General features: G+C 54.9%; 21 protein-coding genes and 3 tRNA genes. 13 read left to right on the top strand and 11 right to left on the bottom strand.

The window, feature by feature from the left end; all coding sequences use genetic code 11:
- Window positions 1-157 precede the first annotated feature (157 nt).
- A complete protein-coding gene (locus ABNS66_RS13540) occupies window positions 158-364 on the top strand; it encodes a cold-shock protein (protein WP_022957413.1) in 207 nt (68 codons plus the stop codon).
- 157 nt (window positions 365-521) lie between these two features.
- The gene (locus tag ABNS66_RS13535; protein WP_286838282.1) at window positions 522-1,052 is read left to right on the top strand and encodes an acyloxyacyl hydrolase; all 531 of its coding nucleotides are present in this window, start codon (window positions 522-524) and stop codon (window positions 1,050-1,052) included.
- Between the two features lie 6 nt (window positions 1,053-1,058).
- Here the strand turns inward: ABNS66_RS13535 and rlmKL are convergent, their stop codons facing one another.
- Window positions 1,059-3,239, bottom strand: coding sequence for a bifunctional 23S rRNA (guanine(2069)-N(7))-methyltransferase RlmK/23S rRNA (guanine(2445)-N(2))-methyltransferase RlmL (rlmKL, locus tag ABNS66_RS13530; protein ID WP_286838284.1), 2,181 nt, complete (start codon window positions 3,237-3,239; stop codon window positions 1,059-1,061).
- Window positions 3,240-3,474: 235 nt separating this feature from the next.
- On the opposite strand from rlmKL, the gene rmf reads away from it, so the two are divergent.
- The gene (gene rmf / locus ABNS66_RS13525; protein ID WP_027873880.1) at window positions 3,475-3,678 is read left to right on the top strand and encodes a ribosome modulation factor; all 204 of its coding nucleotides are present in this window, start codon (window positions 3,475-3,477) and stop codon (window positions 3,676-3,678) included.
- A 94-nt stretch (window positions 3,679-3,772) separates the two neighbouring features.
- Here the strand turns inward: rmf and rluB are convergent, their stop codons facing one another.
- The 5 genes from rluB to ABNS66_RS13500 form a co-directional block, all read right to left on the bottom strand.
- Window positions 3,773-4,567 (bottom strand): 23S rRNA pseudouridine(2605) synthase RluB, encoded by a 795-nt coding sequence (gene rluB, locus ABNS66_RS13520; RefSeq protein ID WP_286838286.1) that lies wholly within the window; start codon window positions 4,565-4,567, stop codon window positions 3,773-3,775.
- The gene (gene scpB, locus ABNS66_RS13515) at window positions 4,567-5,277 is read right to left on the bottom strand and encodes an SMC-Scp complex subunit ScpB (protein ID WP_286838288.1); all 711 of its coding nucleotides are present in this window, start codon (window positions 5,275-5,277) and stop codon (window positions 4,567-4,569) included. Before scpB ends, rluB begins: the two co-directional genes overlap by 1 nt.
- A complete protein-coding gene (locus ABNS66_RS13510; protein WP_204996583.1) occupies window positions 5,277-6,110 on the bottom strand; it encodes a ScpA family protein in 834 nt (277 codons plus the stop codon). The genes scpB and ABNS66_RS13510 overlap by 1 nt, the downstream gene beginning before the upstream one ends.
- A gap of 128 nt (window positions 6,111-6,238) precedes the next feature.
- Entirely contained in the window at window positions 6,239-6,868 is a 630-nt protein-coding gene (locus ABNS66_RS13505; RefSeq protein ID WP_286838290.1) for an L-threonylcarbamoyladenylate synthase, read from the bottom strand.
- Between the two features lie 18 nt (window positions 6,869-6,886).
- A complete protein-coding gene (locus ABNS66_RS13500) occupies window positions 6,887-7,714 on the bottom strand; it encodes a PHP domain-containing protein (RefSeq protein WP_286838293.1) in 828 nt (275 codons plus the stop codon).
- 114 nt (window positions 7,715-7,828) lie between these two features.
- Between ABNS66_RS13500 and ABNS66_RS13495 the strand changes: the two genes are divergently transcribed.
- The 5 genes from ABNS66_RS13495 to ABNS66_RS13475 all read left to right on the top strand — a co-directional run bounded on the left by ABNS66_RS13495 (window position 7,829) and on the right by ABNS66_RS13475 (window position 10,957).
- Window positions 7,829-8,542 carry a VC0807 family protein gene (locus tag ABNS66_RS13495; RefSeq protein WP_286838295.1) on the top strand — a complete coding sequence of 238 codons (714 nt, stop codon included), beginning with the start codon at window positions 7,829-7,831 and terminating at the stop codon, window positions 8,540-8,542.
- 2 nt (window positions 8,543-8,544) lie between these two features.
- Window positions 8,545-8,844: a YciI family protein gene (locus ABNS66_RS13490; RefSeq protein WP_286838298.1), complete on the top strand. Its 300-nt coding sequence runs from the start codon at window positions 8,545-8,547 to the stop codon at window positions 8,842-8,844.
- An 87-nt stretch (window positions 8,845-8,931) separates the two neighbouring features.
- The gene (locus ABNS66_RS13485) at window positions 8,932-9,603 is read left to right on the top strand and encodes a TIGR04211 family SH3 domain-containing protein (RefSeq protein WP_286838300.1); all 672 of its coding nucleotides are present in this window, start codon (window positions 8,932-8,934) and stop codon (window positions 9,601-9,603) included.
- A 4-nt stretch (window positions 9,604-9,607) separates the two neighbouring features.
- Window positions 9,608-10,186 (top strand): peptidylprolyl isomerase, encoded by a 579-nt coding sequence (locus ABNS66_RS13480; protein ID WP_286695707.1) that lies wholly within the window; start codon window positions 9,608-9,610, stop codon window positions 10,184-10,186.
- 12 nt (window positions 10,187-10,198) lie between these two features.
- On the top strand, window positions 10,199-10,957 hold the full coding sequence (locus tag ABNS66_RS13475) for a pyridoxine 5'-phosphate synthase (RefSeq protein WP_286838303.1): 759 nt from the start codon (window positions 10,199-10,201) through the stop codon (window positions 10,955-10,957).
- 173 nt (window positions 10,958-11,130) lie between these two features.
- On the opposite strand, the gene ABNS66_RS13470 is transcribed toward ABNS66_RS13475, so the two are convergent.
- From ABNS66_RS13470 to ABNS66_RS13460, 3 genes are all read right to left on the bottom strand, one after another.
- Window positions 11,131-11,206 (bottom strand) — tRNA-His (locus ABNS66_RS13470).
- A 24-nt stretch (window positions 11,207-11,230) separates the two neighbouring features.
- Window positions 11,231-11,307, bottom strand: a tRNA-Arg gene (locus ABNS66_RS13465).
- A gap of 24 nt (window positions 11,308-11,331) precedes the next feature.
- Window positions 11,332-11,408: transfer RNA gene (locus ABNS66_RS13460), tRNA-Pro, on the bottom strand.
- Window positions 11,409-11,574: 166 nt separating this feature from the next.
- On the opposite strand from ABNS66_RS13460, the gene folD reads away from it, so the two are divergent.
- From folD to ABNS66_RS13445, 3 genes are read left to right on the top strand one after another with little or no spacing between them, the layout of a single operon-like run.
- Window positions 11,575-12,420 carry a bifunctional methylenetetrahydrofolate dehydrogenase/methenyltetrahydrofolate cyclohydrolase FolD gene (gene folD, locus ABNS66_RS13455; RefSeq protein ID WP_027873889.1) on the top strand — a complete coding sequence of 282 codons (846 nt, stop codon included), beginning with the start codon at window positions 11,575-11,577 and terminating at the stop codon, window positions 12,418-12,420.
- 9 nt (window positions 12,421-12,429) lie between these two features.
- Complete coding sequence (locus tag ABNS66_RS13450; protein ID WP_204996358.1) at window positions 12,430-13,086, top strand: DUF374 domain-containing protein; 657 nt, start codon at window positions 12,430-12,432, stop codon at window positions 13,084-13,086.
- Between the two features lie 2 nt (window positions 13,087-13,088).
- On the top strand, window positions 13,089-13,454 hold the full coding sequence (locus ABNS66_RS13445; RefSeq protein ID WP_286838306.1) for a VanZ family protein: 366 nt from the start codon (window positions 13,089-13,091) through the stop codon (window positions 13,452-13,454).
- On the opposite strand, the gene cysS is transcribed toward ABNS66_RS13445, so the two are convergent.
- Complete coding sequence (gene cysS / locus ABNS66_RS13440; RefSeq protein ID WP_348655351.1) at window positions 13,451-14,854, bottom strand: cysteine--tRNA ligase; 1,404 nt, start codon at window positions 14,852-14,854, stop codon at window positions 13,451-13,453. The two genes, ABNS66_RS13445 and cysS, sit on opposite strands and share 4 nt — an antisense overlap.
- Window positions 14,855-14,943: 89 nt before the next feature.
- The gene (locus ABNS66_RS13435; protein WP_286838307.1) at window positions 14,944-16,620 is read right to left on the bottom strand and encodes a glutamine--tRNA ligase/YqeY domain fusion protein; all 1,677 of its coding nucleotides are present in this window, start codon (window positions 16,618-16,620) and stop codon (window positions 14,944-14,946) included.
- A gap of 150 nt (window positions 16,621-16,770) precedes the next feature.
- Here ABNS66_RS13435 and ABNS66_RS13430 point away from each other — a divergent pair, with 150 nt between their 5' ends.
- Both ABNS66_RS13430 and ABNS66_RS13425 read left to right on the top strand, forming a co-directional pair.
- Window positions 16,771-17,265, top strand: a complete 495-nt coding sequence (locus tag ABNS66_RS13430) for a peptidylprolyl isomerase (RefSeq protein WP_027873892.1) — start codon at window positions 16,771-16,773, stop codon at window positions 17,263-17,265.
- Window positions 17,266-17,268: 3 nt separating this feature from the next.
- Window positions 17,269-17,991: a UDP-2,3-diacylglucosamine diphosphatase gene (locus tag ABNS66_RS13425; protein WP_286838310.1), complete on the top strand. Its 723-nt coding sequence runs from the start codon at window positions 17,269-17,271 to the stop codon at window positions 17,989-17,991.
- Window positions 17,992-18,132: the final 141 nt, after the last annotated feature.

Genomic DNA, 18,132 nt, shown 5'->3' with positions numbered 1-18,132 from the left:
CTGTGTATATAATGAGCTTGCTGGCTATAGATGCAGCTTGGTTTTATGTAAAAGCACCACGAAGTCGTTTTTAGTACCTCGTTCTGTTTCATAACTACCCTGCCTATCTCAGCTCAAGCCATACAAGGCAAACTTATAGACAACGAGGTTTTAAGACATGTCCAGAAGCACTGGTAAAGTAAAATGGTTCAACGAGACTAAAGGCTTTGGTTTCATTGAGCAGGATTCCGGCCCAGACGTTTTTGTTCACTTCAGCGCCATCTCTGGCTCTGGCTTCAAAACGCTGGCAGAAGGTCAAGCTGTTGAGTTTGACGTGCAGAGCGGTCAAAAAGGCCCTCAAGCAGCGAACGTAACCGTTATCTAAGCATAGAGCGCGGTGACAAGAAGGCGGCGAAAGCCGCCTTTTTTGTGTCTGCGTTTTATTCACGACCTATTCGCACTGCGTAAAACATCACCGAAATATTTTTCACTTCTACAGGGATATACGCTTTAATCAGCGCAAACAACAAAAAGGACCCCGCATGAAAGCCGCAATAAAAGCTACAGCACTGGCTCTTGGCCTAATGGTCAGCCCCTTCATCCAAGCCGGTGAACACGAATGGCGTTTTGGTGTACTGGCCCACAATAAAGGCCCCATTGCCAGTGAAACGGAAGACGGCCCCGACGTCACGCTGGCGTACTACCACCACTTAAAACAATACAATTGGGGCGGCTTATTTGCTCACGGCGGCGCCGTTATTAACACAGCCGATGGCACCAGCTATCTCTACAGCGGACTCAACCCCAAATGGAACTTCGGTGAATCGCCAGTCTATTTTGAGCTGGGCTTTGGGCTTGCTGTTCACGATGGTGACCTTGAGAAAAAGTCAGCCGAGCGCCGTGAAATGGGCTCTCGAGTGCTGTTTCACACCGAATTTAACCTCGGCTACCAAATTAACCCGCTGTACAGTGTTGGCCTTTACTTAGACCATATTTCCAACGGTGGCATCCTCAACGACGACAACAACCGCGGGCTAGACACCTACGGCATTCGTCTCGGTCGTCGGTTTTAATTAAGGTCAGGCAGACGCGCCCCGGCGGTGAGTAATGTACCAGCAATAATGTATGGGCTTACTGCGCCGCTTAAAATCCTCGTCTAGCGACCAAGCACAGCGGTCCGCAATCTCAAAACGCTCAGCCAGCGCCTCATCCAGCATGAAGTCGCGCTTATTGGTAGAAAAAATCAACAAGCCATCTTTGGCCAAACAGCGCATCGCCTGAGCAATCAATTCGGCGTGATCACGCTGGGTATCAAGCACATCGTCCATTCTCTTTGAATTAGAGAAGGTCGGTGGATCGAGAAGAATCAGGTCAAACTCCTCCTCACAATCTGCCAACCACTGTCTAGCATCCCCCTGCTCGGTGCGGTGGCGCGCCTCGCTCAAGCCATTTAGTGACAGGTTCTGTCGCGCCCATTTCAGGTAAGTGTGCGACATATCGACCGACGTTGTGTGGCGCGCGCCCCCCAGCCCCGCGTGCACTGAGGCAACGGCGGTATAACAGAAGAGATTCAGAAACCGCTTACCACGCGCTCGCTCGGCAATGTCCAAACGCACGGGGCGGTGATCGAGAAACAACCCGGTATCGAGGTAGTCGTATAGATTCACCAGTACTGTGGCCTGGCCTTCGCGCACTTCTAGCACCTTGCCCTGCGGGGCTTGGCGTTCATACTGAGATTTACCGCGCTGACGGCGTCGTTCCTTTAGCGCAATATCTGCTACCGGCAGTGAAAACACCTCAGCACAAGCCTGCATTACCTCGCCCAGACGGCGACGGGCATCGTCGTCATTGACCGATGACGGCGCGGCATATTCGCTGACATGCACGGCGTCACCGTAGCAATCCACGGCCACGGCATATTCAGGCATATCCGCATCGTAAACACGAAAGCAGCTTATCTCGTTGCGGCGACGCCACTTGTCCAGGCGCTTTAGGTTTTTTCGCAAACGATTGGCGAACATTTGCGCTCCGGCACTCAGCGCTGGCATCATTGCCGCCTGTTGCTGATCAGGTTTGCGCTCGGTTACGAAATAACGTTGTTCAACCTCAAACAACAGCAGCTTGCTCGGTATGGTGCCGTTGAAAAGTTGATATTGCTTGCAAGCGCGAATGCCCATTCGCTTCCCGAGGCCCGGGTTACCGGTAAATACCCCCGCCTGCCAACCTTGAAAGTCCTCGCGAAGGCTCTGACCCAAGCGCCTGTACAAGTGCAGCAACTCCGCTTCTTCGCCAAGGCGCTCGCCATACGGGGGGTTACAAATCAGCAGTCCAGGCAAGGCGTCGTTACGGGGTGGCGACAACTCAGACAACTCGCCGCGCGCCACCTTCACGAATTGAGCAAGGCCCGCACGCCGGATATTGTCCTGCGCTTGCGCAATGACTTTACCGTTCGCATCGTAGCCCCAAATTTGCGGCCAGTTTCGGCGGTGTGCCTGTCGCTGCAAGTCCATTGCTTCATCGTGAAGTTGTCGCCACAAGGCCTGCTGATGCCCAGACCAAGCTGCAAATCCCCAGTGCTTGCGCTGCAGTCCAGGCGCAATATTCATTGCCATCATCGCCGCTTCGATCAACAGGGTGCCGCTGCCGCACATGGGGTCAATCAAGCCACCACCGCGACTGGCAACCCCTGGCCAATCTGCCCGCAGCAACAACGCAGCCGCTAGATTTTCTTTCAATGGCGCCAGCGCGCCACTTTGCCGGTAGCCACGCCGATGCAAGCTATCACCCGACAAGTCGATAGCAACGAGTATCTTGCCCTTACGCAACCGCACATGGACACGAATATCAGGTTGCGATTTGGCGATATTTGGTCGCTCTTGCCCGGACTCAATAAAGCGATCAACGATGGCATCCTTGCAACGCAGTGCGCCGAAGTGACTGTTGCGGATCTCGCGGCTGCGCCCGGCAAAGTCTACGAGAAGGCTGCTTCCCTCACGCATATGTGCAGGCCAGTCGATGGCATGCAGGCCATCGTATAATTGCTGGGCACTGTCGCCGGGGAACTCGGCCAGTGGCAAAAGCACTCTATTGGCAAGACGCGACCACAGGCATAGCCGGTAGATCACATCGGGCGTCGCGTCGACCGTCACCGCCCCGACCGTTTCGCCCCGCTTCTGTGCTCCCAGGCGTTCGGCTTCATCTCCCAGTAAACCTTCGAGCCCCTTCGGGCAACTGAGGATTAGTGACTGAATTTGACTCATAAACACCCACCCGGGACATTGTGATTCAGGTAATTCATATTACTTCTCAATAGCTTAGCGACTTTATACATGAACTCTATAAAACGCCCTAGCCTTATGCGAAATCGATCTTCGCGAGATTTATGAAAGTTTGGTTACATGGTAATTCGGTTGACGCACACTGCGCCAACCTTGGTTCGCTATGCCCCGCTCTGGGCGTAGTGAGTGCACGTTGAACAATGGAGGCTTATGCCCTATGAGAAGACAGAAACGCGACATGACTGAGCGCGCCTACCAACGTGGTTATCAGGCAGGAATCGCCGGAAAAAACAAAGAAAACTGCCCTCACACTCAGCAACAACTCAAGCAGGAATGGATCTCTGGATGGCGCGAAGGCCGCGTCGACCACTGGGACGGTATCGACACCGCCACCGCACTCCAAAAGCAAGCGTTTCATTAATTCCGTGTCACTGGCCCCATAGCAATGGCCAGCGTGCTGGCTGTTGAGTCCTAGATAAAAGCCCGCCTTGAGCGGGCTTTTTTGTGCTGGCTAACTAGCGACGGCTGCGCCTTCCCGGCTTGACCTCCGCGGGGCTTTGCTCCGGCGGCGTCAATCCCGCCATCACATACACATCATCGACTTCGCGCTCGGGGAGTTCCGTCCACATGCCCACTTTCACTTTTGAAGGGATGAAAACATTGCCATAGCGCACACGCTTCAGGCGATTGACCTGCAAACCCTGCGACTCCCATAAACGCCGCACTTCGCGATTGCGCCCCTCCATGATGACCACGTAGTACCAGTGGTTAATGCCCTCGCCACCACCGTCTACGATATCGGTGAATCGGGCGACGCCATCATCCAACTGCACGCCATCTACCAAGGCCTGCAGATTATGCTCACTGGCATTGCCCATAACGCGGCACAGGTACTCTCGCTCGATAGTTGTCGAGGGGTGCATGAGCTTATTGGCGAGATCACCATCGGTGGTGAACAGCAATAAACCGGTGGTGTTGTAATCAAGCCGCCCTACGCAGATCCAGCGCTCGCCGGATAATCGCGGCAACCGATCAAACACGGAGCGCCGCCCCTCTGGATCTTTGCGGCTACAAATTTCCCCTTCGGGCTTGTTGTACAGCAGCACACGCGGCCGCTTACTACCCGTATCTGATTTGAGCGGACGCCCATCGAACACGATGCGGGCGGCTTTATCAACGCGATCGCCCAGTGTCGCGAGCTCGCCATTCACTTGCACCCGACCATCGCTGATCGCGCGCTCCATTTCACGGCGTGAACCCAAGCCTGCACGAGCAAGCACCTTTTGTAACTTTTCGTCTTCGGCACTCATCAGTGCTTTATCTCTGTCATTGTGTCGTCCTCATCGACGAGTTTGGCTTCGGCTTCGGCTTCGGCTTCGGCTTCGGCTTCAGCTTCAGCTTCAGCTTCAGCTTCAGCTTCGGCAGTATTTGACTCGGCGCTGGCCTCGGCAAGATTATCTTTGTCGAACTGCAGTTCTGAGTTCAAAGAATCTAAATCGGCAATCTCAGCCAGACTGGGCAGTTCGTCGAGATTACTGAGATTAAAATAGTCCAAAAACTGGCGCGTGGTCGCGTACATGGCCGGTCGGCCCGGCACATCTTTGTGGCCAACAACACGCACCCACTCTCTCTCCAGCAGTGTTTTAACAATGTGAGAGCTGACCGCAACGCCCCGTATTTCTTCGATGTCACCGCGAGTGATCGGTTGGCGGTAGGCAATCAGCGCTAAGGTCTCTAGCAGCGCGCGTGAATAGCGTTGGGGCTTTTCGTCCCACAAGCGCCCTACCCAGGGCGCGAACTCTTCTCGCACTTGAAAGCGATAACCACTGGCCACCACTTTGAGTTCGTAACCACGGCCCTCACAATCCCGCTCTATTTGCGCCAGAGCATCGCGAATTTCATTGGCCGCAGGCCGTTGTTGTTCGTCAAAGAGTTCAGCCAGCTGAGCGAGTGTTAGCGGCTTTCCCGCTGCCATCAGCGCTCCTTCGAGTATTCTTTGTAACTGCTGCGCATCAATCATCAGGTGTTCTTAGCTTTAACGTGAATGGGGGCAAAAGGCGCTGACTGAACAATTTCAACCAGAGACTCCTTAATGAGCTCCATAATAGCCAAAAAGGTCACAACAACCCCGAGACGCCCTTCCTCGGGTTTGAACAGTGAGACAAAAGGCACAAAGGTATCGCCGCTCAGCCTCGCTAATACTTCCGACATTCTCTCACGAGTGGACAGCTTTTCCCGCTCGACCTGGTGGCTAATGTACAGATCTGCGCGCTGCAAGACTTCACTGAGCACCAGCATCAATTCTTTCAGATCAACATCGGGCTCTTGCTTAACCTTTTTCATTGGCGGCGGTGCCACCTCGCTAAGGTAAGTTTCGCGCCCTACTCGCGGCAGCTGATCGATATTCTCTGCGGCCTGCTTGAAGCGCTCGTATTCCTGCAGCCGTCTTATTAACTGCGCGCGGGGGTCTTCGTCGTCTTCCAGCTCTTCGCTGGAGCGCGGCAGTAGCATCCGGGATTTAATTTCCGCCAACATCGCCGCCATCAACAGATACTCAGACGCCAGCTCGAACTGCATGGCGTTCATCATATTGACGTACTGCATGTATTGCTCAGTGATCTGAGCAACGTTGATCTCCAAAATATCGATGTTCTGTCGCTTTATCAGGTAAAGCAGAAGGTCAAGCGGCCCCTCAAAGGCTTCCAGGAAGACTTCCAAGGCTTCAGGGGGGATATACAAATCCTTTGGCAACTCGGTAAGCGGCTTACCCTGGACGATCGCAAACGGCATTTCACCCTGCTGGGGCCGACTGCGCAGCGCCTTAAGGCTAACAATGTCCATGGCACGCTGCATGGGTGCACGGCGGGGCGCACCGGGCAGATTTTCTGCTACCGGCTGTTCGTTATCCTGACCGTTGCCCTGCTGCACGAGCGCCCCCTATTCTCATTAAGCCGGCGATTATACGGCTATCTGCTCGAGCGTCACAGCGCTTGTTCAAATTGACTGACATCGCCAAGGCCGCGGCGAAGCACTACTGGCACGTCATCCACGAGATCGACCACAGACGTTGCCTCCATGCCACAGTAACCGCCGTCTATCACCAAATCGACGTGGTTCGCCAGCGTATCGCGAATGTCATAGGGGTCCGTCATCGGCAAGTCTTCGCCTGGCAGGATCAGGCTCACGCTCATTAGCGGCTCATTCAGCTCTGCTAATAGGTCTAGGCAAATTTGGTTGTCGGGTACGCGCAGGCCCACGCTCTTGCGCTTGGGGTGGTGAAGGCGCTTAGGGACCTCGGGCGTGGCACGCAAGATGAAGGTGTAAGGCCCGGGAATAAGGTTTTTGAGCAGGCGAAAGCTGCTGTTATCAACCCGGGCATAATTACCAAGCTCAGAAAGATCGCGGCACATCAGCGTAAAATTGTGCTTGTCGTCCAAACGACGAATCGTTCGGATACGCTCCAATGCACTTTTATCCCCGAGGTGGCAGCCCAGCGCATAGGCCGAATCAGTGGGGTAAGCGATCACGCCGCCACCGCGGACGATATCGGCCGCCTGTTTGATTAACCGTGCCTGCGGGTTTTCGGGGTGGATCTGAAAAAATTGACTCATAATTATCCTTAAATGCGGTCAGCTGGCCCTTAGCCAACGCTGCCATACCGGCTGACAATTTCCCACTACCTCGGCATCACAGCCAAGATCACACCACTGGCTTAAGTGGTGAAAATCACTGCCAGCCGACGCTTCAAATTCAAAGTGCCTGCACAGCTCACGCAGGTAACGTAACTCTTGATCCGCAGGCCGGCCATTACACACCTCCAGCGCCTCGCCGCCCAGATCTTTAAACTCTGCGAGCAAGCGACGCAGCTTTGCATTGGTCATTTTGTAGTGCATTGGGTGAGCAATCGCAGCCACACCACCGCCGGCGTGTATCCATGACAGCACAGACGCCAACGTTGGCCACATCGCCTTTACATCGCCAATTTTGCCAGCGCCCAAAAAGCGATCAAAGGCCTCATTCATCGACCCCACATAGCCCTTTTCAACCATATAACGGGCGAAGTCTGGTCGACCGAGCGGGCGGTCAGCCACACTGCTCCGCAATGCCTCAATGTCAATATCGATGCCCTTCTTGCTTAAACGGGCGGCAATTGTCTCGCTGCGCTGCTCCCGCGCCACTTTCTGCCCCGCGATGGCATCGCACAGCAGCGGCTCAGATACGTCCAGCCCCAAACCCAATACGTGAATGTTGACGCCATTCCAGTTGCATGAAAACTCCGCACCACACACCAGCTGCAGATCGCCGGGAAGGTCTTCTAGCGCATGGTAAGCATCGACCGTATCGTGATCAGTAATTGCCAACAGATCAACGCCACGATCAACCGCGCGGGCCACCAACTCCTGGGGGGCCAAACCGCCATCGGAGGCGGTGCTATGGGTGTGTAAATCGATTATCAAGCTTTAATACTCCAGCACCTCTGTGGCGCTCACCCCCTGCGCTAGTGATAACGCAGGAAAATGGTTATAGTGAGCCGCGCATTCGCGCAGACAAACCCAACCACAGGACGAACCATGCCCCCAAACAATCAGGGCAAGCCACGGCACAGTGCCGTGACCAACCTTTTATTCAATATTGTGATACCGACGCTGATACTCACCAAGTTCAGCGGCGAAGAAGACTTGGGGCCAAGCCTGAGCATCATTATCGCACTGGCTTTTCCCGTGAGCTTCGGTGCATGGGATTATATTAAAACCCGCCGCACCAACATTTTTTCCATACTCGGTTTTGTCAGCATCTTACTGACGGGCGGGATCAGCCTGTTGGAGCTGGACCCTCAATATATCGCCATTAAAGAGGCGGCGATCCCGGGCCTGATAGGCCTTGCTACGTTGCTGTCACTATACACGCCCTATCCGCTGATCAAAACGCTGTTGTTCAACGATGAGGTTGTCGACACCGCGCGTATCGAGAAGGCGCTTAATGAGCACAATGCCCACAACGCCTTCAACGTAGCCCTTCGCCGAGCAACCTACTTACTGGCTTTCTCTTTTTTTCTGTCCTCGACCCTGAATTACTTGCTCGCCAAGTTTATTTTGGTCAGTCCTCCCGGCACCCCTGAGTACAGCGCCGAGCTGGGAAAAATGACCGGACTCAGCTTCCCCGTCATCGCACTGCCCTGCACAATCGTGATGATGGGCGCCCTGTTCTACCTAATGAATAGAGTTAAGAGCCTCACAGCACTGGAGCTCGAACAGATTTTTAGATTACACCAGGATCAAAACTAATTATGTTTTACGCCATTCTGAGTGAAGACGTCAGCAACAGCTTAGAAAAGCGCCTGACCGCGCGCCCTGCCCACCTCGCGCGCCTAGAGGAACTAAAAGCCGATGGCAGGCTCTTAGTTGCCGGCCCTCACCCCGCCATTGACAGCAACGACCCGGGAGACGCGGGTTTCACCGGAAGTCTGGTGATCGCCGAATTTCCCAGCCTGGAAGATGCTCAGCGCTGGGCCGATGCAGACCCTTACATTGCGGCCGGCGTGTACAGCAAAGTTAGTGTAAAACCGTTTAAAAAAGTACTGTCCTAGAACAGGGCGCCAAATTGCAGTCTGCAACCATGTACATTACTCTTATTCATTAATACCTTACCGCAATTTTTTAAAGTGGAATTAACAGTGAAGAAACTCACCCTTCTCGGCCTTGTGACCGTCCTGCTCACCCTGTCTGGCCAACTGTTCGCCGAAACCCGCTATATCAGCGACAAGGTTTATGTACCACTTCGTGTTGGGGATGGCAGCAAATACCGAATCGTTCATCGCGGCCTGCCCAGTGGCACTAAGCTTGAACTCATCACCACCAACGAGAGCACGGGCTACTCTAAAGTCAAAACAACAAGCGGTACCGAAGGCTGGCTGCCCAGCCACTACCTTGTCGAGGCGCCCGTTGCACGCACACGCTTAAAAGAAGCGGAAACCAAACTCAGCAAACTCAGTGAGGCAAACAAAGCCCTCCGCGAGCAACTCAAAAATACCACGCAAAGCAGTGAGCAAACTGCCTCCATTGTGGAACAACTAGAACGCGAGAACACCGCCCTCAGCGAAGAGCTGGATGCGATCAAACGCATCTCTGCCAACGCCATTAAACTCGACAGCGACAACCGTCGCCTGCTTGAGAGCAACCAGATGCTGAGCAGTGAAGTCGATGTGCTCAAGACCGATAACGCTCGCCTGCGTGAAAACAAAGAAAACGAATTTTTCCTAAACGGCGCTTTCGCGGTGCTTATCGGCGTAATGATCGCTCTAATCGTCCCACGCATGATGCCTAAGCGGCGTTCAGAATGGGGCTAAGACGATGCGTATAACCGCTTTTTTATGCCTTTTACTCTCACTCAGCATCGCGCCTGCCCACGCTGGCGATAAGCCCGTTGTCACCCTGCACACCAGCAAGGGAGATATCCGCATTGAGCTGTTGCCAGACCGCGCGCCCATTACCGTGGAAAATTTCCTGAATTACGCGAAAAGCGGTTTCTACGACGGAACCATTTTTCATCGCGTCATTCGCCGCTTTGTCGTTCAAGGCGGCGGCTTTACAGCGGATATGGTTGAAAAACCCAACGGCGAACCGATTGTTAACGAGTCCAAGGCCAGCCGGCTGAGCAATCAGCGCTGGACGGTTGCCATGGCGAGAACCGACGACCCGAATAGTGCCCGCTCGCAGTTTTTTATTAACCTGCGAATGAATCTGTCGCTCGACGCACGCATGGGCCGCGACGGCTACGCGGTGTTCGGCCATGTCATCGATGGGCAGCATGTCGTAAGAGACATTAGCAATGTGCGCACCCAGCGCGTCGGCGACTTTGAGGACGTGCCCATGGAGCCGATTATTCTGGAGCGAATCAGCATCAGCAAGGCTAGCCCCGCCACTAAATAGCCAGAGGCCGCGATGACCGCACTCAGCATCAACCTGAACAAAATTGCCTTAATCAGAAACTCGCGCGACACCGAGTACCCAAGTGTCATCGAACACGCGAAGCGCTGTATTGCCGCAGGCGCACACGGCATTACCGTCCACCCTCGCCCCGACCAGCGCCACATACGGGCAGACGACTGCTACGCCTTAGCAGACGTGCTGGACGTGGAGTTTAATATTGAAGGCAACCCGCTGGCCGCTCCCATGAAAAGCGATCGGACTGGCGTGAGCGACTACCCCGGCTTCATGGAGATCATTCGCCGGACTCGCCCCGCTCAGTGCACCCTGGTGCCGGACAACAATAGCCAGCTAACCTCCGACCACGGTTTCGACCTCAAGCGCGACGGAGAAAAAATTGCGCCTATTATCGAAGAGCTTCGTGCAATGGGTGTGCGTGTCAGCCTGTTTATGGACCCCGATGCCGAACAAATACGCCTAGCCAAAACCTTCGGCGCCGACCGCATCGAGCTGTATACCGGCCCCTATGCCCAAGCCTATGGGAGCCCTCAGCAGGACGACTGCCTCGCCCGTTTCGTCGACGCCAGCCGCGTTGCCGCCGAAAGCGGCTTGGGCCTGAATGCAGGCCACGACCTTAACCTGCACAACTTAGCGCTCTTCAAGCGCAGCGTGGATCAACTATTGGAAGTGTCGATCGGACACGCCTTCACCGTGGACGCTATTGAACTCGGCCTGGATCGAGCGATTGCCGCCTACCTGAACTGCCTGCGCTAGACTGCCCCGCGAGGCGGCGTTATTAGCAGCGCGCAAACACAGGCCGCTGGAACGCCGTCGGGATGCCCACCCAAACGCTATACACAAAGCATAAAAACATAACGCACGAAGACACGACGACCGTCGCGATGCTGTGCGGCAAATAATTCGAGGAGAAAATTAAGACAATAAGATGGGGTGGCCGACGGGGCTCGAACCCGCGACAACAGGAATCACAATCCTGGACTCTACCAACTGAGCTACGGCCACCATAACGTATGACTTGACCTGTAATGGCACGCCCGACAGGATTCGAACCTGTGACCGACGGCTTAGAAGGCCGTTGCTCTATCCAGCTGAGCTACGGGCGCAAAAAGCGTCAAGAGTTGACGAAATGGTCGGGGTAGAGAGATTCGAACTCCCGACATCCTGCTCCCAAAGCAGGCGCGCTACCAGACTGCGCTATACCCCGAAACATGTGTAACTCATGCCCCCTTACAGGAGCTGCGCATGATACGCAGACACCTCTGAGGCGTCAACAATTTTAGAAAAAAAACTTACGACTTTATTGGCCAGTGCATTTTCGGCGTGCGACAATAACAGCTTATTTTCAATCATCTTTTTCGGAGACAACCGGGATGGCGGCACAAATTCTGGACGGCAAGGCACTGGCGGCAAGCTGGGAACAACAGCTTTCAACTCGAGTGGCAGCACTCAAAGAAAAGTCCGGTGGCAAAACCCCCATTCTGGCGACGATTTTGGTTGGCGACGACCCCGCCTCTGCGACGTACGTAAAGATGAAAGGCAACGCCTGCAGACGCGTGGGCATGGACTCTATGGCCGTTGAGCTGCCCTCCTCCACGACCACCGAGCAGTTGCTGGCAAAGATCGACGAACTCAATAACGACAGCAATGTGCACGGCATCCTGCTTCAACACCCTGTGCCCGCCCAAATTGATGAGCGCGCCTGTTTTGACGCCATCGCCTTGCATAAAGATGTCGACGGCGTCACCTGCCTGGGCTTCGGCCGCATGGCCATGGGCGAAGACGCCTACGGCTGCGCCACCCCCAAAGGCATCATGCGCCTGTTGGAGCACTATAAGATTGATATCGAAGGCAAGCACGCTGTTGTCGTTGGCCGCAGCGCGATTCTTGGCAAGCCCATGGCAATGATGTTGCTGGAAGCCAATGCCACAGTCACCATTTGCCACTCCCGAACGCAAAATTTGCCCGCACTGATCAAGCAAGCCGATATTCTCGTCGGCGCCGTGGGCAAACCGGAGTTTATTAAAGCTGAGTGGGTGAAAGATGGCGCCGTTGTCGTCGATGCCGGTTACCACCCAGGCGGCGTTGGCGATATTGAACTCGCCCCGCTGCACGAGCGCGCAAGTGCCATTACTCCGGTACCGGGCGGTGTTGGCCCCATGACCATTAACACCCTCATATTCCAAAGCGTCGATTCAGGCGAGAAAGCACTGGCCTAAGGCGACTCCGTGGCAAAACGACAACGCAAGCCCAAGGTTATTGGCCCTGGGCAGAAAGCAGCACGCGGTATTTTAATCGGCTTTATGCACGGTTTATTTTTGCTGACGCGCAGCGTGCGCTTTCGCAATAAACCCAGCATTGAAACGCCGTGCGTAATCGCGGTATTTCACGACGAGCTACTGCCGCTGTGCAAGTACTTTGCGCACAGCAACGCCAGCACGATCGCGTCACAGAATCACTTTGGTTACGCCATCGGTAAAGCCCTAGAGCGCTACGGTTACCAAGTGGCACTTGGCTCACCGAGCCGCGGCGGCCGCGATGCGTTTTTCCAGCTGTTGCGACGAAGTAAAACGGCATCGGTAACGGTATTCACGGTAGACGGCTCTCGCGGCCCACGCCACGAAATGAAAGCCGGCGCGGTAGCACTCGCGAGAAAGACCGGACTCCCGCTCTACTTAATGCGTGTGGATTACAAAGGCTGGCGGATTCAATCAACCTGGGACAAATTCAAGGTTCCACTGCCCTTTACTTCAGTGACATTCCATAACGAGCGCTTCCCGCTTGAAGATTATTCAGCAGACACCGATGTGGATGCGATCACTAAGGTCGCCGAGCGCCGACTGCAAGGACTGCTGGCTGACGACTACCGGCAAGAGAAGGTATAGCCATGTGGCTTAAGCGCTGGCAGCAATGGCTGCTGCTGTCCGTGTACGCCGCTGTAATCACCGCCCTATCGCTAACGCCCGCCAGCACCATGCCGGACATCACGCTCTGGGACAAAGCCCAACACTTCATTGCCTACGCGGTGTTTATGGGCTTCGCTTATCCGGTTGCCAACACCCTGCACGGGCGCCTGCTATTCGCCATCGCGATTATTCTCTACAGCGCCGCCATGGAATACGGCCAATCCTGGATGCCCGGCCGCGCGCCCTCAGGCGGCGACCTGCTTGCCAATAGCCTCGGAGTGATTATTGCCTTTGCAATAATGAGCGCGGTTGGCGCAATGATTAAACGCCGACGTCGGCGAGCTTAGGCCCGCCGCCAGGTCGTCCCCTCGCGACTGTCTTCTAGCACCACGCCACCTTCAAGCAGTTGAGCACGAATACCGTCGGCGCGAGCAAAATCCCGGTCTTTCTTGGCCTGTACCCGCTCGGCGATCAAGGATTCAATCTCCTCGGCGCTCAATTCACCCGCACTACCCGCCTGTAGGAAGGCCTCTGCCTCGCAACCCAGGATGCCCAGTATCGCACCGAGCGAACGCAGCAACGCCGCCTGTTCCGTCACGGCTGCGTCCTCGCCAGCTGCGCGGGCGTTATTGAGCTCGCGCACCAGGTCAAATAACACAGCCAGCGCTTCCGGCGCTGCAAAGTCATCACTCATGGCCGCGTCAAAGCGCTGCACATAGCGATTATCTGCTGGCAATTCGTTGTATGGCGTTACCGGCTCGACGGGCAGCCCTTTCAGGGCGTGGTAGAAACGCTCGAGGTTTTGCCTGGCGATTTGCAGATTATCCTCGGAGTAGTTGATGGCACTGCGGTAGTGACTGGAGATCAGAAAATAGCGCACCACCTCCGGGTGATATTTGTCGAGAATTTCCCGAATAGTGAAGAAGTTACCCAGTGACTTGGACATCTTTTCGTTGTCCACACGCACGGCCCCGGCATGCATCCAGGTGTTCGCATAGGGCTTACCCGTAGCCGCCTCAGACTGCGCTATTTCGTTTTCATGGTGAGGGAAAACCAAATCCGGGCCACCGCCGTGAATGTCAAAATTATCGCCCAGGCAGCAGGTGGACATCGCCGAACACTCGATGTGCCAACCGGGACGCCCCTCTCCCCAGGGTGACGGCCAGCTGACTTCGCCACTTTTTGCGGCCTTCCATAGTGCAAAATCGCGCGGGTCTTCTTTGGCCTCGTCAACCGCTATTCGCGCTCCCGATAATAATTCGTCTGGCTTCTTACCGGATAGCTTGCCGTAGCCCTCGAAGCGACTCACACGATAGTAAACATCGCCATTTTCTGCCGCGTAGGCAAAGCCGCGCTCGATCAACCGTGCGATCATTGCCAGTATGTCATCGATGTGACCGGTCGCTCGCGGTTCGGCATCCGGAGGCGCTATCCCCAAACGCTCTGCATCTTCGTGCATCGCCGTAATGAAGCGCTCGGTCAACGCGGTGTAATCCTCGCCGTTTTCGTCTGCGCGGCGCAGGATCTTGTCATCGATGTCGGTGATATTGCGCACATAGTTCAGCTGATAACCCTTGGCGCGCAAATAGCGGCTGATCACATCAAAGGCCACCAACACCCGCGCGTGCCCCAAGTGACAGTAGTCGTAGACGGTCATGCCGCAAACGTACATCTTCACTTTGCCAGCTTCGATCGGTGTGAACGCTTCTTTCTTGCGACTCAGGGTGTTGTATATCTGCATACTGATGCTTTCGCTTATTCCTTCAGCGCGTAGAGAAGCGCCGAGTATCTATTTAAGGGTAGTGACTATTTACGTGTCGTGCCTATGCGGTGGCCTCAGGCCTCCGCCTTACCCCAACTATCGCGCAGCGCAATTGTGCGGTTGAATACAGGCTGCTCCGCCGAGTGCTCGTAACGGTCAGCAACGAAATAGCCGGTGCGCTCAAATTGGAAGCGGCTTTCCGGTGCGCAATTGGCCAAGCCCGGCTCTATCCAGCAGTCTTCCACAACGCTCAATGAGTCGGGGTTAACATGCTCCAAGAAGTCTTCACCGCCGCGATCCGGTGAGGCGTGGTTAAAGAGCCGGTCATAAATGCGAACCGTCGCCCGGCGGCCTTCACTGGCAGAAACCCAGTGAATCACCCCCTTGGGCTTTACGCCATCGCTGGGATCTGCACCCAGAGTATCGGGGTCATAGCTGCAGTGAACCTCAACAATATTGCCCTGCGCATCTTTGACCACCTGCTCAGCGAGCAGCACATAGGCATTGCGCAACCGCACTTTTTTACCCAGCACCAGCCGTTTGAACTTCTTGTTCGCCTCTTCACGGAAATCATCACGCTCGATATAAACCTCGCGTGTAAACGGTAGCTGGCGCTCACCCAGGTCATCGCGATTGGGGTGGCCCGGTGCATCAAGCTGTTCCACCTGGCCCTGCGGGTAATTGTGAATAACCAGCTTAAGCGGATCCATCACGCACATTGCGCGCGGCGCATTTTTATCGAGGTCATCGCGGATCGCGTGCTCAAGCATCGCCATGTCGACAATCCCCTCACTGCGAGCCACACCCACCATCTCGCAAAAATGGCGCAGCGCTGCAGGCGTAAAGCCACGGCGACGCATCCCGGCAATAGTCGGCATGCGCGGGTCATCCCAGCCAGCGACAATCTTCTCGTCAACCAGAGCTTTCAATTTGCGCTTGCTGGTAACGGTGTAATTGATATTCAGACGCGCAAATTCATACTGCTTGGGCTCGGCTGGCACCGGCAGATTTTCTATAAACCATTCGTACAGCGGGCGATGATCTTCAAACTCCAAGGTGCAGATCGAGTGCGTAATCCCCTCAATGGCATCGGACTGACCGTGAGTGAAGTCGTAGGTGGGATAAATACACCACTTATCACCCGTTTGGTGATGGGTCTGCTTGCGTATGCGGTAAATAATCGGGTCGCGCAAATTGATATTCGGCGCTGACATATCGATTTTGGCGCGCAGCACTTTCGCACCCTCTTCGTATTCACCGTTGCGCATCGCCTCAAACTCAGCGAGGTTCTCTTCAGGACTGCGCTCGCGAAAGGGGCTGTTTCGGCCCGGCTCAGTTAACGTGCCGCGATACTCTCGCGCCTGCTCTGCGCTAAGTTCGCACACGTATGCCTTACCGGCGTTGATCAACGCCACCGCGTAGTCATAGAGCGTGTCAAAATAATCAGAGGCATAGCGCACCGGGCCGGCCCACTGATAGCCCAACCACTGAATATCTTCCTGAATAGCATCGATATAGGCCTGCTCTTCCTTGGCAGGGTTGGTGTCGTCGAAACGCAAATGGCACTGGCCGCCAAAATGCTCAGCCAGACCAAAGTTCAGGCAAATCGACTTGGCGTGACCAATATGTAAAAAGCCATTGGGCTCCGGAGGAAATCGGGTGACCAGTGAACCACTCAGGCGGCCTTCCTCGATATCCTTGCGGATGATGCCGCGCAAAAAGTTATTACCAGTGACGTCTTGTTCACTCATTGAATCGCAAATCTCTTGGTTTATTGCGCCAGTGACAGGCGCACGATGCATAAAGGTTGTCGACGGCAAACGTAGGCCCGGTTTCGCCGCCAATGCAAAAACCGTATTATAGCGGCTTTAATTTCGGCTTATAAGCGAGAATCAACGCAAATGGTTATCTTTAAAACAAATTTTGGTGACATCAAGATCGAACTCGACTTCGAAAACGCGCCCAAGACCGCAGAAAATTTTAAGCAGTACGTTGAGGAAGGCTTTTACGACGGCACCATCTTCCACCGCGTTATCGACGGTTTTATGATTCAAGGCGGCGGTTTCGAGCCCGGCATGAAGCAAAAAGCAACCCGCGAGCCCATAGAAAACGAGGCAGACAACGGCCTCAAAAACACCGTCGGCACCCTGGCAATGGCACGCACCATGGATCCGCACTCTGCCAGCGCTCAATTCTTTATCAATGTGAAAGACAACGACTTCCTGAACCACAGCGGCAAAAACATGCAGGGCTGGGGCTACGCGGTATTTGGCAAAGTCAGCGAAGGTATGGACGTGGTTGAAAAAATTAAAGCGGTACGCACTACCAGCGCCGCGGGTCATCAAGACGTTCCCGCTGAAGATGTGATCATCGAAAAAGCGGAGTGGCAAGGCTAGGCTATGCGCAGTCTGTTTATTTCAGACTTGCACCTAGACGAGCAGCGCCCGGATATCACCCGGGCGTTCTGCCAGTTTTTGCAAGACGACGCCTCCCAGGCGAACGCACTCTACATTCTTGGCGACTTCTTTGAGAGCTGGCTGGGCGACGATGACAGTAGCCCCCTTATTGAACAGATCAAAATCGCCCTCCTAGAACTCGGCAATACCGGCTGCCAAGTGTATTTTATGCACGGCAATCGCGACTTCTTAGTCGGTGATGCATTTTGCCAAGCGGTCTCGGCAACACGCCTCGACGATCCCTGCGTGATCGATTTACTCGGCGAACCCACGCTGTTGATGCATGGCGATAGCCTATGCACTGGCGACGCCGAATATATGCAGTTTCGGGCAATGGCTCGCTCTCCAGAGTGGCAGGCACAGGTGTTAAGCAAAAGCCTTAGCGAGCGTCGCACCCTCGCCAAACAGCTGCGCGCCGCCAGCAATGAAGCCAATAGCAACAAAGCCGAAGATATCATGGACGTCACGCCCTCAGAGGTAGAACGCATCATGACCCAGCATCGTTGCCAGCGACTGATTCACGGGCACACTCATCGTCCCGCGCGACATGCTTTCACCCTTAACAACAAGCCAGCGGAACGCATCGTACTCGGCGACTGGCACCGCCAAGGCTGGGTGCTCGATTGCCGGGATAGCGAGATCGTACTCCGCGCCTTCGATACGTAAATTACGCACCACTTTTGGGCGTTTGCGAGAGGCCGCCCCAAACTCGCGCACTTTCTTTTTCACCGGGACGGTATGGCATGCCCGTCATTAGCGCCCACACTGCACAACGCACCCCGAAAGTCCCCAAGAATACTGGCATAA

Source organism: uncultured Spongiibacter sp. (assembly GCF_964011655.1).
Classification (GTDB): Bacteria; Pseudomonadota; Gammaproteobacteria; order Pseudomonadales; family Spongiibacteraceae; genus Spongiibacter; species Spongiibacter marinus.
This window is presented reverse-complemented; position numbering and strand designations above follow the sequence as displayed.

Coding starts and splice junctions, on each gene's coding strand:
- ABNS66_RS13495 (WP_286838295.1), top strand. CDS start 7,829: ATGCCCCCAAACAATCAGGGCAAGCCACGGCACAGTGCCGTGACCAAC.
- ABNS66_RS13535 (WP_286838282.1), top strand. CDS start 522: ATGAAAGCCGCAATAAAAGCTACAGCACTGGCTCTTGGCCTAATGGTC.
- ABNS66_RS13475 (WP_286838303.1), top strand. CDS start 10,199: ATGACCGCACTCAGCATCAACCTGAACAAAATTGCCTTAATCAGAAAC.
- ABNS66_RS13435 (WP_286838307.1), bottom strand. CDS start 16,620: ATGAGTGAACAAGACGTCACTGGTAATAACTTTTTGCGCGGCATCATC.
- ABNS66_RS13425 (WP_286838310.1), top strand. CDS start 17,269: ATGCGCAGTCTGTTTATTTCAGACTTGCACCTAGACGAGCAGCGCCCG.
- ABNS66_RS13505 (WP_286838290.1), bottom strand. CDS start 6,868: ATGAGTCAATTTTTTCAGATCCACCCCGAAAACCCGCAGGCACGGTTA.
- ABNS66_RS13540 (WP_022957413.1), top strand. CDS start 158: ATGTCCAGAAGCACTGGTAAAGTAAAATGGTTCAACGAGACTAAAGGC.
- ABNS66_RS13510 (WP_204996583.1), bottom strand. CDS start 6,110: ATGCAGCGTGCCATGGACATTGTTAGCCTTAAGGCGCTGCGCAGTCGG.
- ABNS66_RS13490 (WP_286838298.1), top strand. CDS start 8,545: ATGTTTTACGCCATTCTGAGTGAAGACGTCAGCAACAGCTTAGAAAAG.
- ABNS66_RS13480 (WP_286695707.1), top strand. CDS start 9,608: ATGCGTATAACCGCTTTTTTATGCCTTTTACTCTCACTCAGCATCGCG.
- ABNS66_RS13445 (WP_286838306.1), top strand. CDS start 13,089: ATGTGGCTTAAGCGCTGGCAGCAATGGCTGCTGCTGTCCGTGTACGCC.
- rmf (WP_027873880.1), top strand. CDS start 3,475: ATGAGAAGACAGAAACGCGACATGACTGAGCGCGCCTACCAACGTGGT.
- rluB (WP_286838286.1), bottom strand. CDS start 4,567: ATGAGTGCCGAAGACGAAAAGTTACAAAAGGTGCTTGCTCGTGCAGGC.
- ABNS66_RS13430 (WP_027873892.1), top strand. CDS start 16,771: ATGGTTATCTTTAAAACAAATTTTGGTGACATCAAGATCGAACTCGAC.
- scpB (WP_286838288.1), bottom strand. CDS start 5,277: ATGATTGATGCGCAGCAGTTACAAAGAATACTCGAAGGAGCGCTGATG.
- folD (WP_027873889.1), top strand. CDS start 11,575: ATGGCGGCACAAATTCTGGACGGCAAGGCACTGGCGGCAAGCTGGGAA.
- rlmKL (WP_286838284.1), bottom strand. CDS start 3,239: ATGAGTCAAATTCAGTCACTAATCCTCAGTTGCCCGAAGGGGCTCGAA.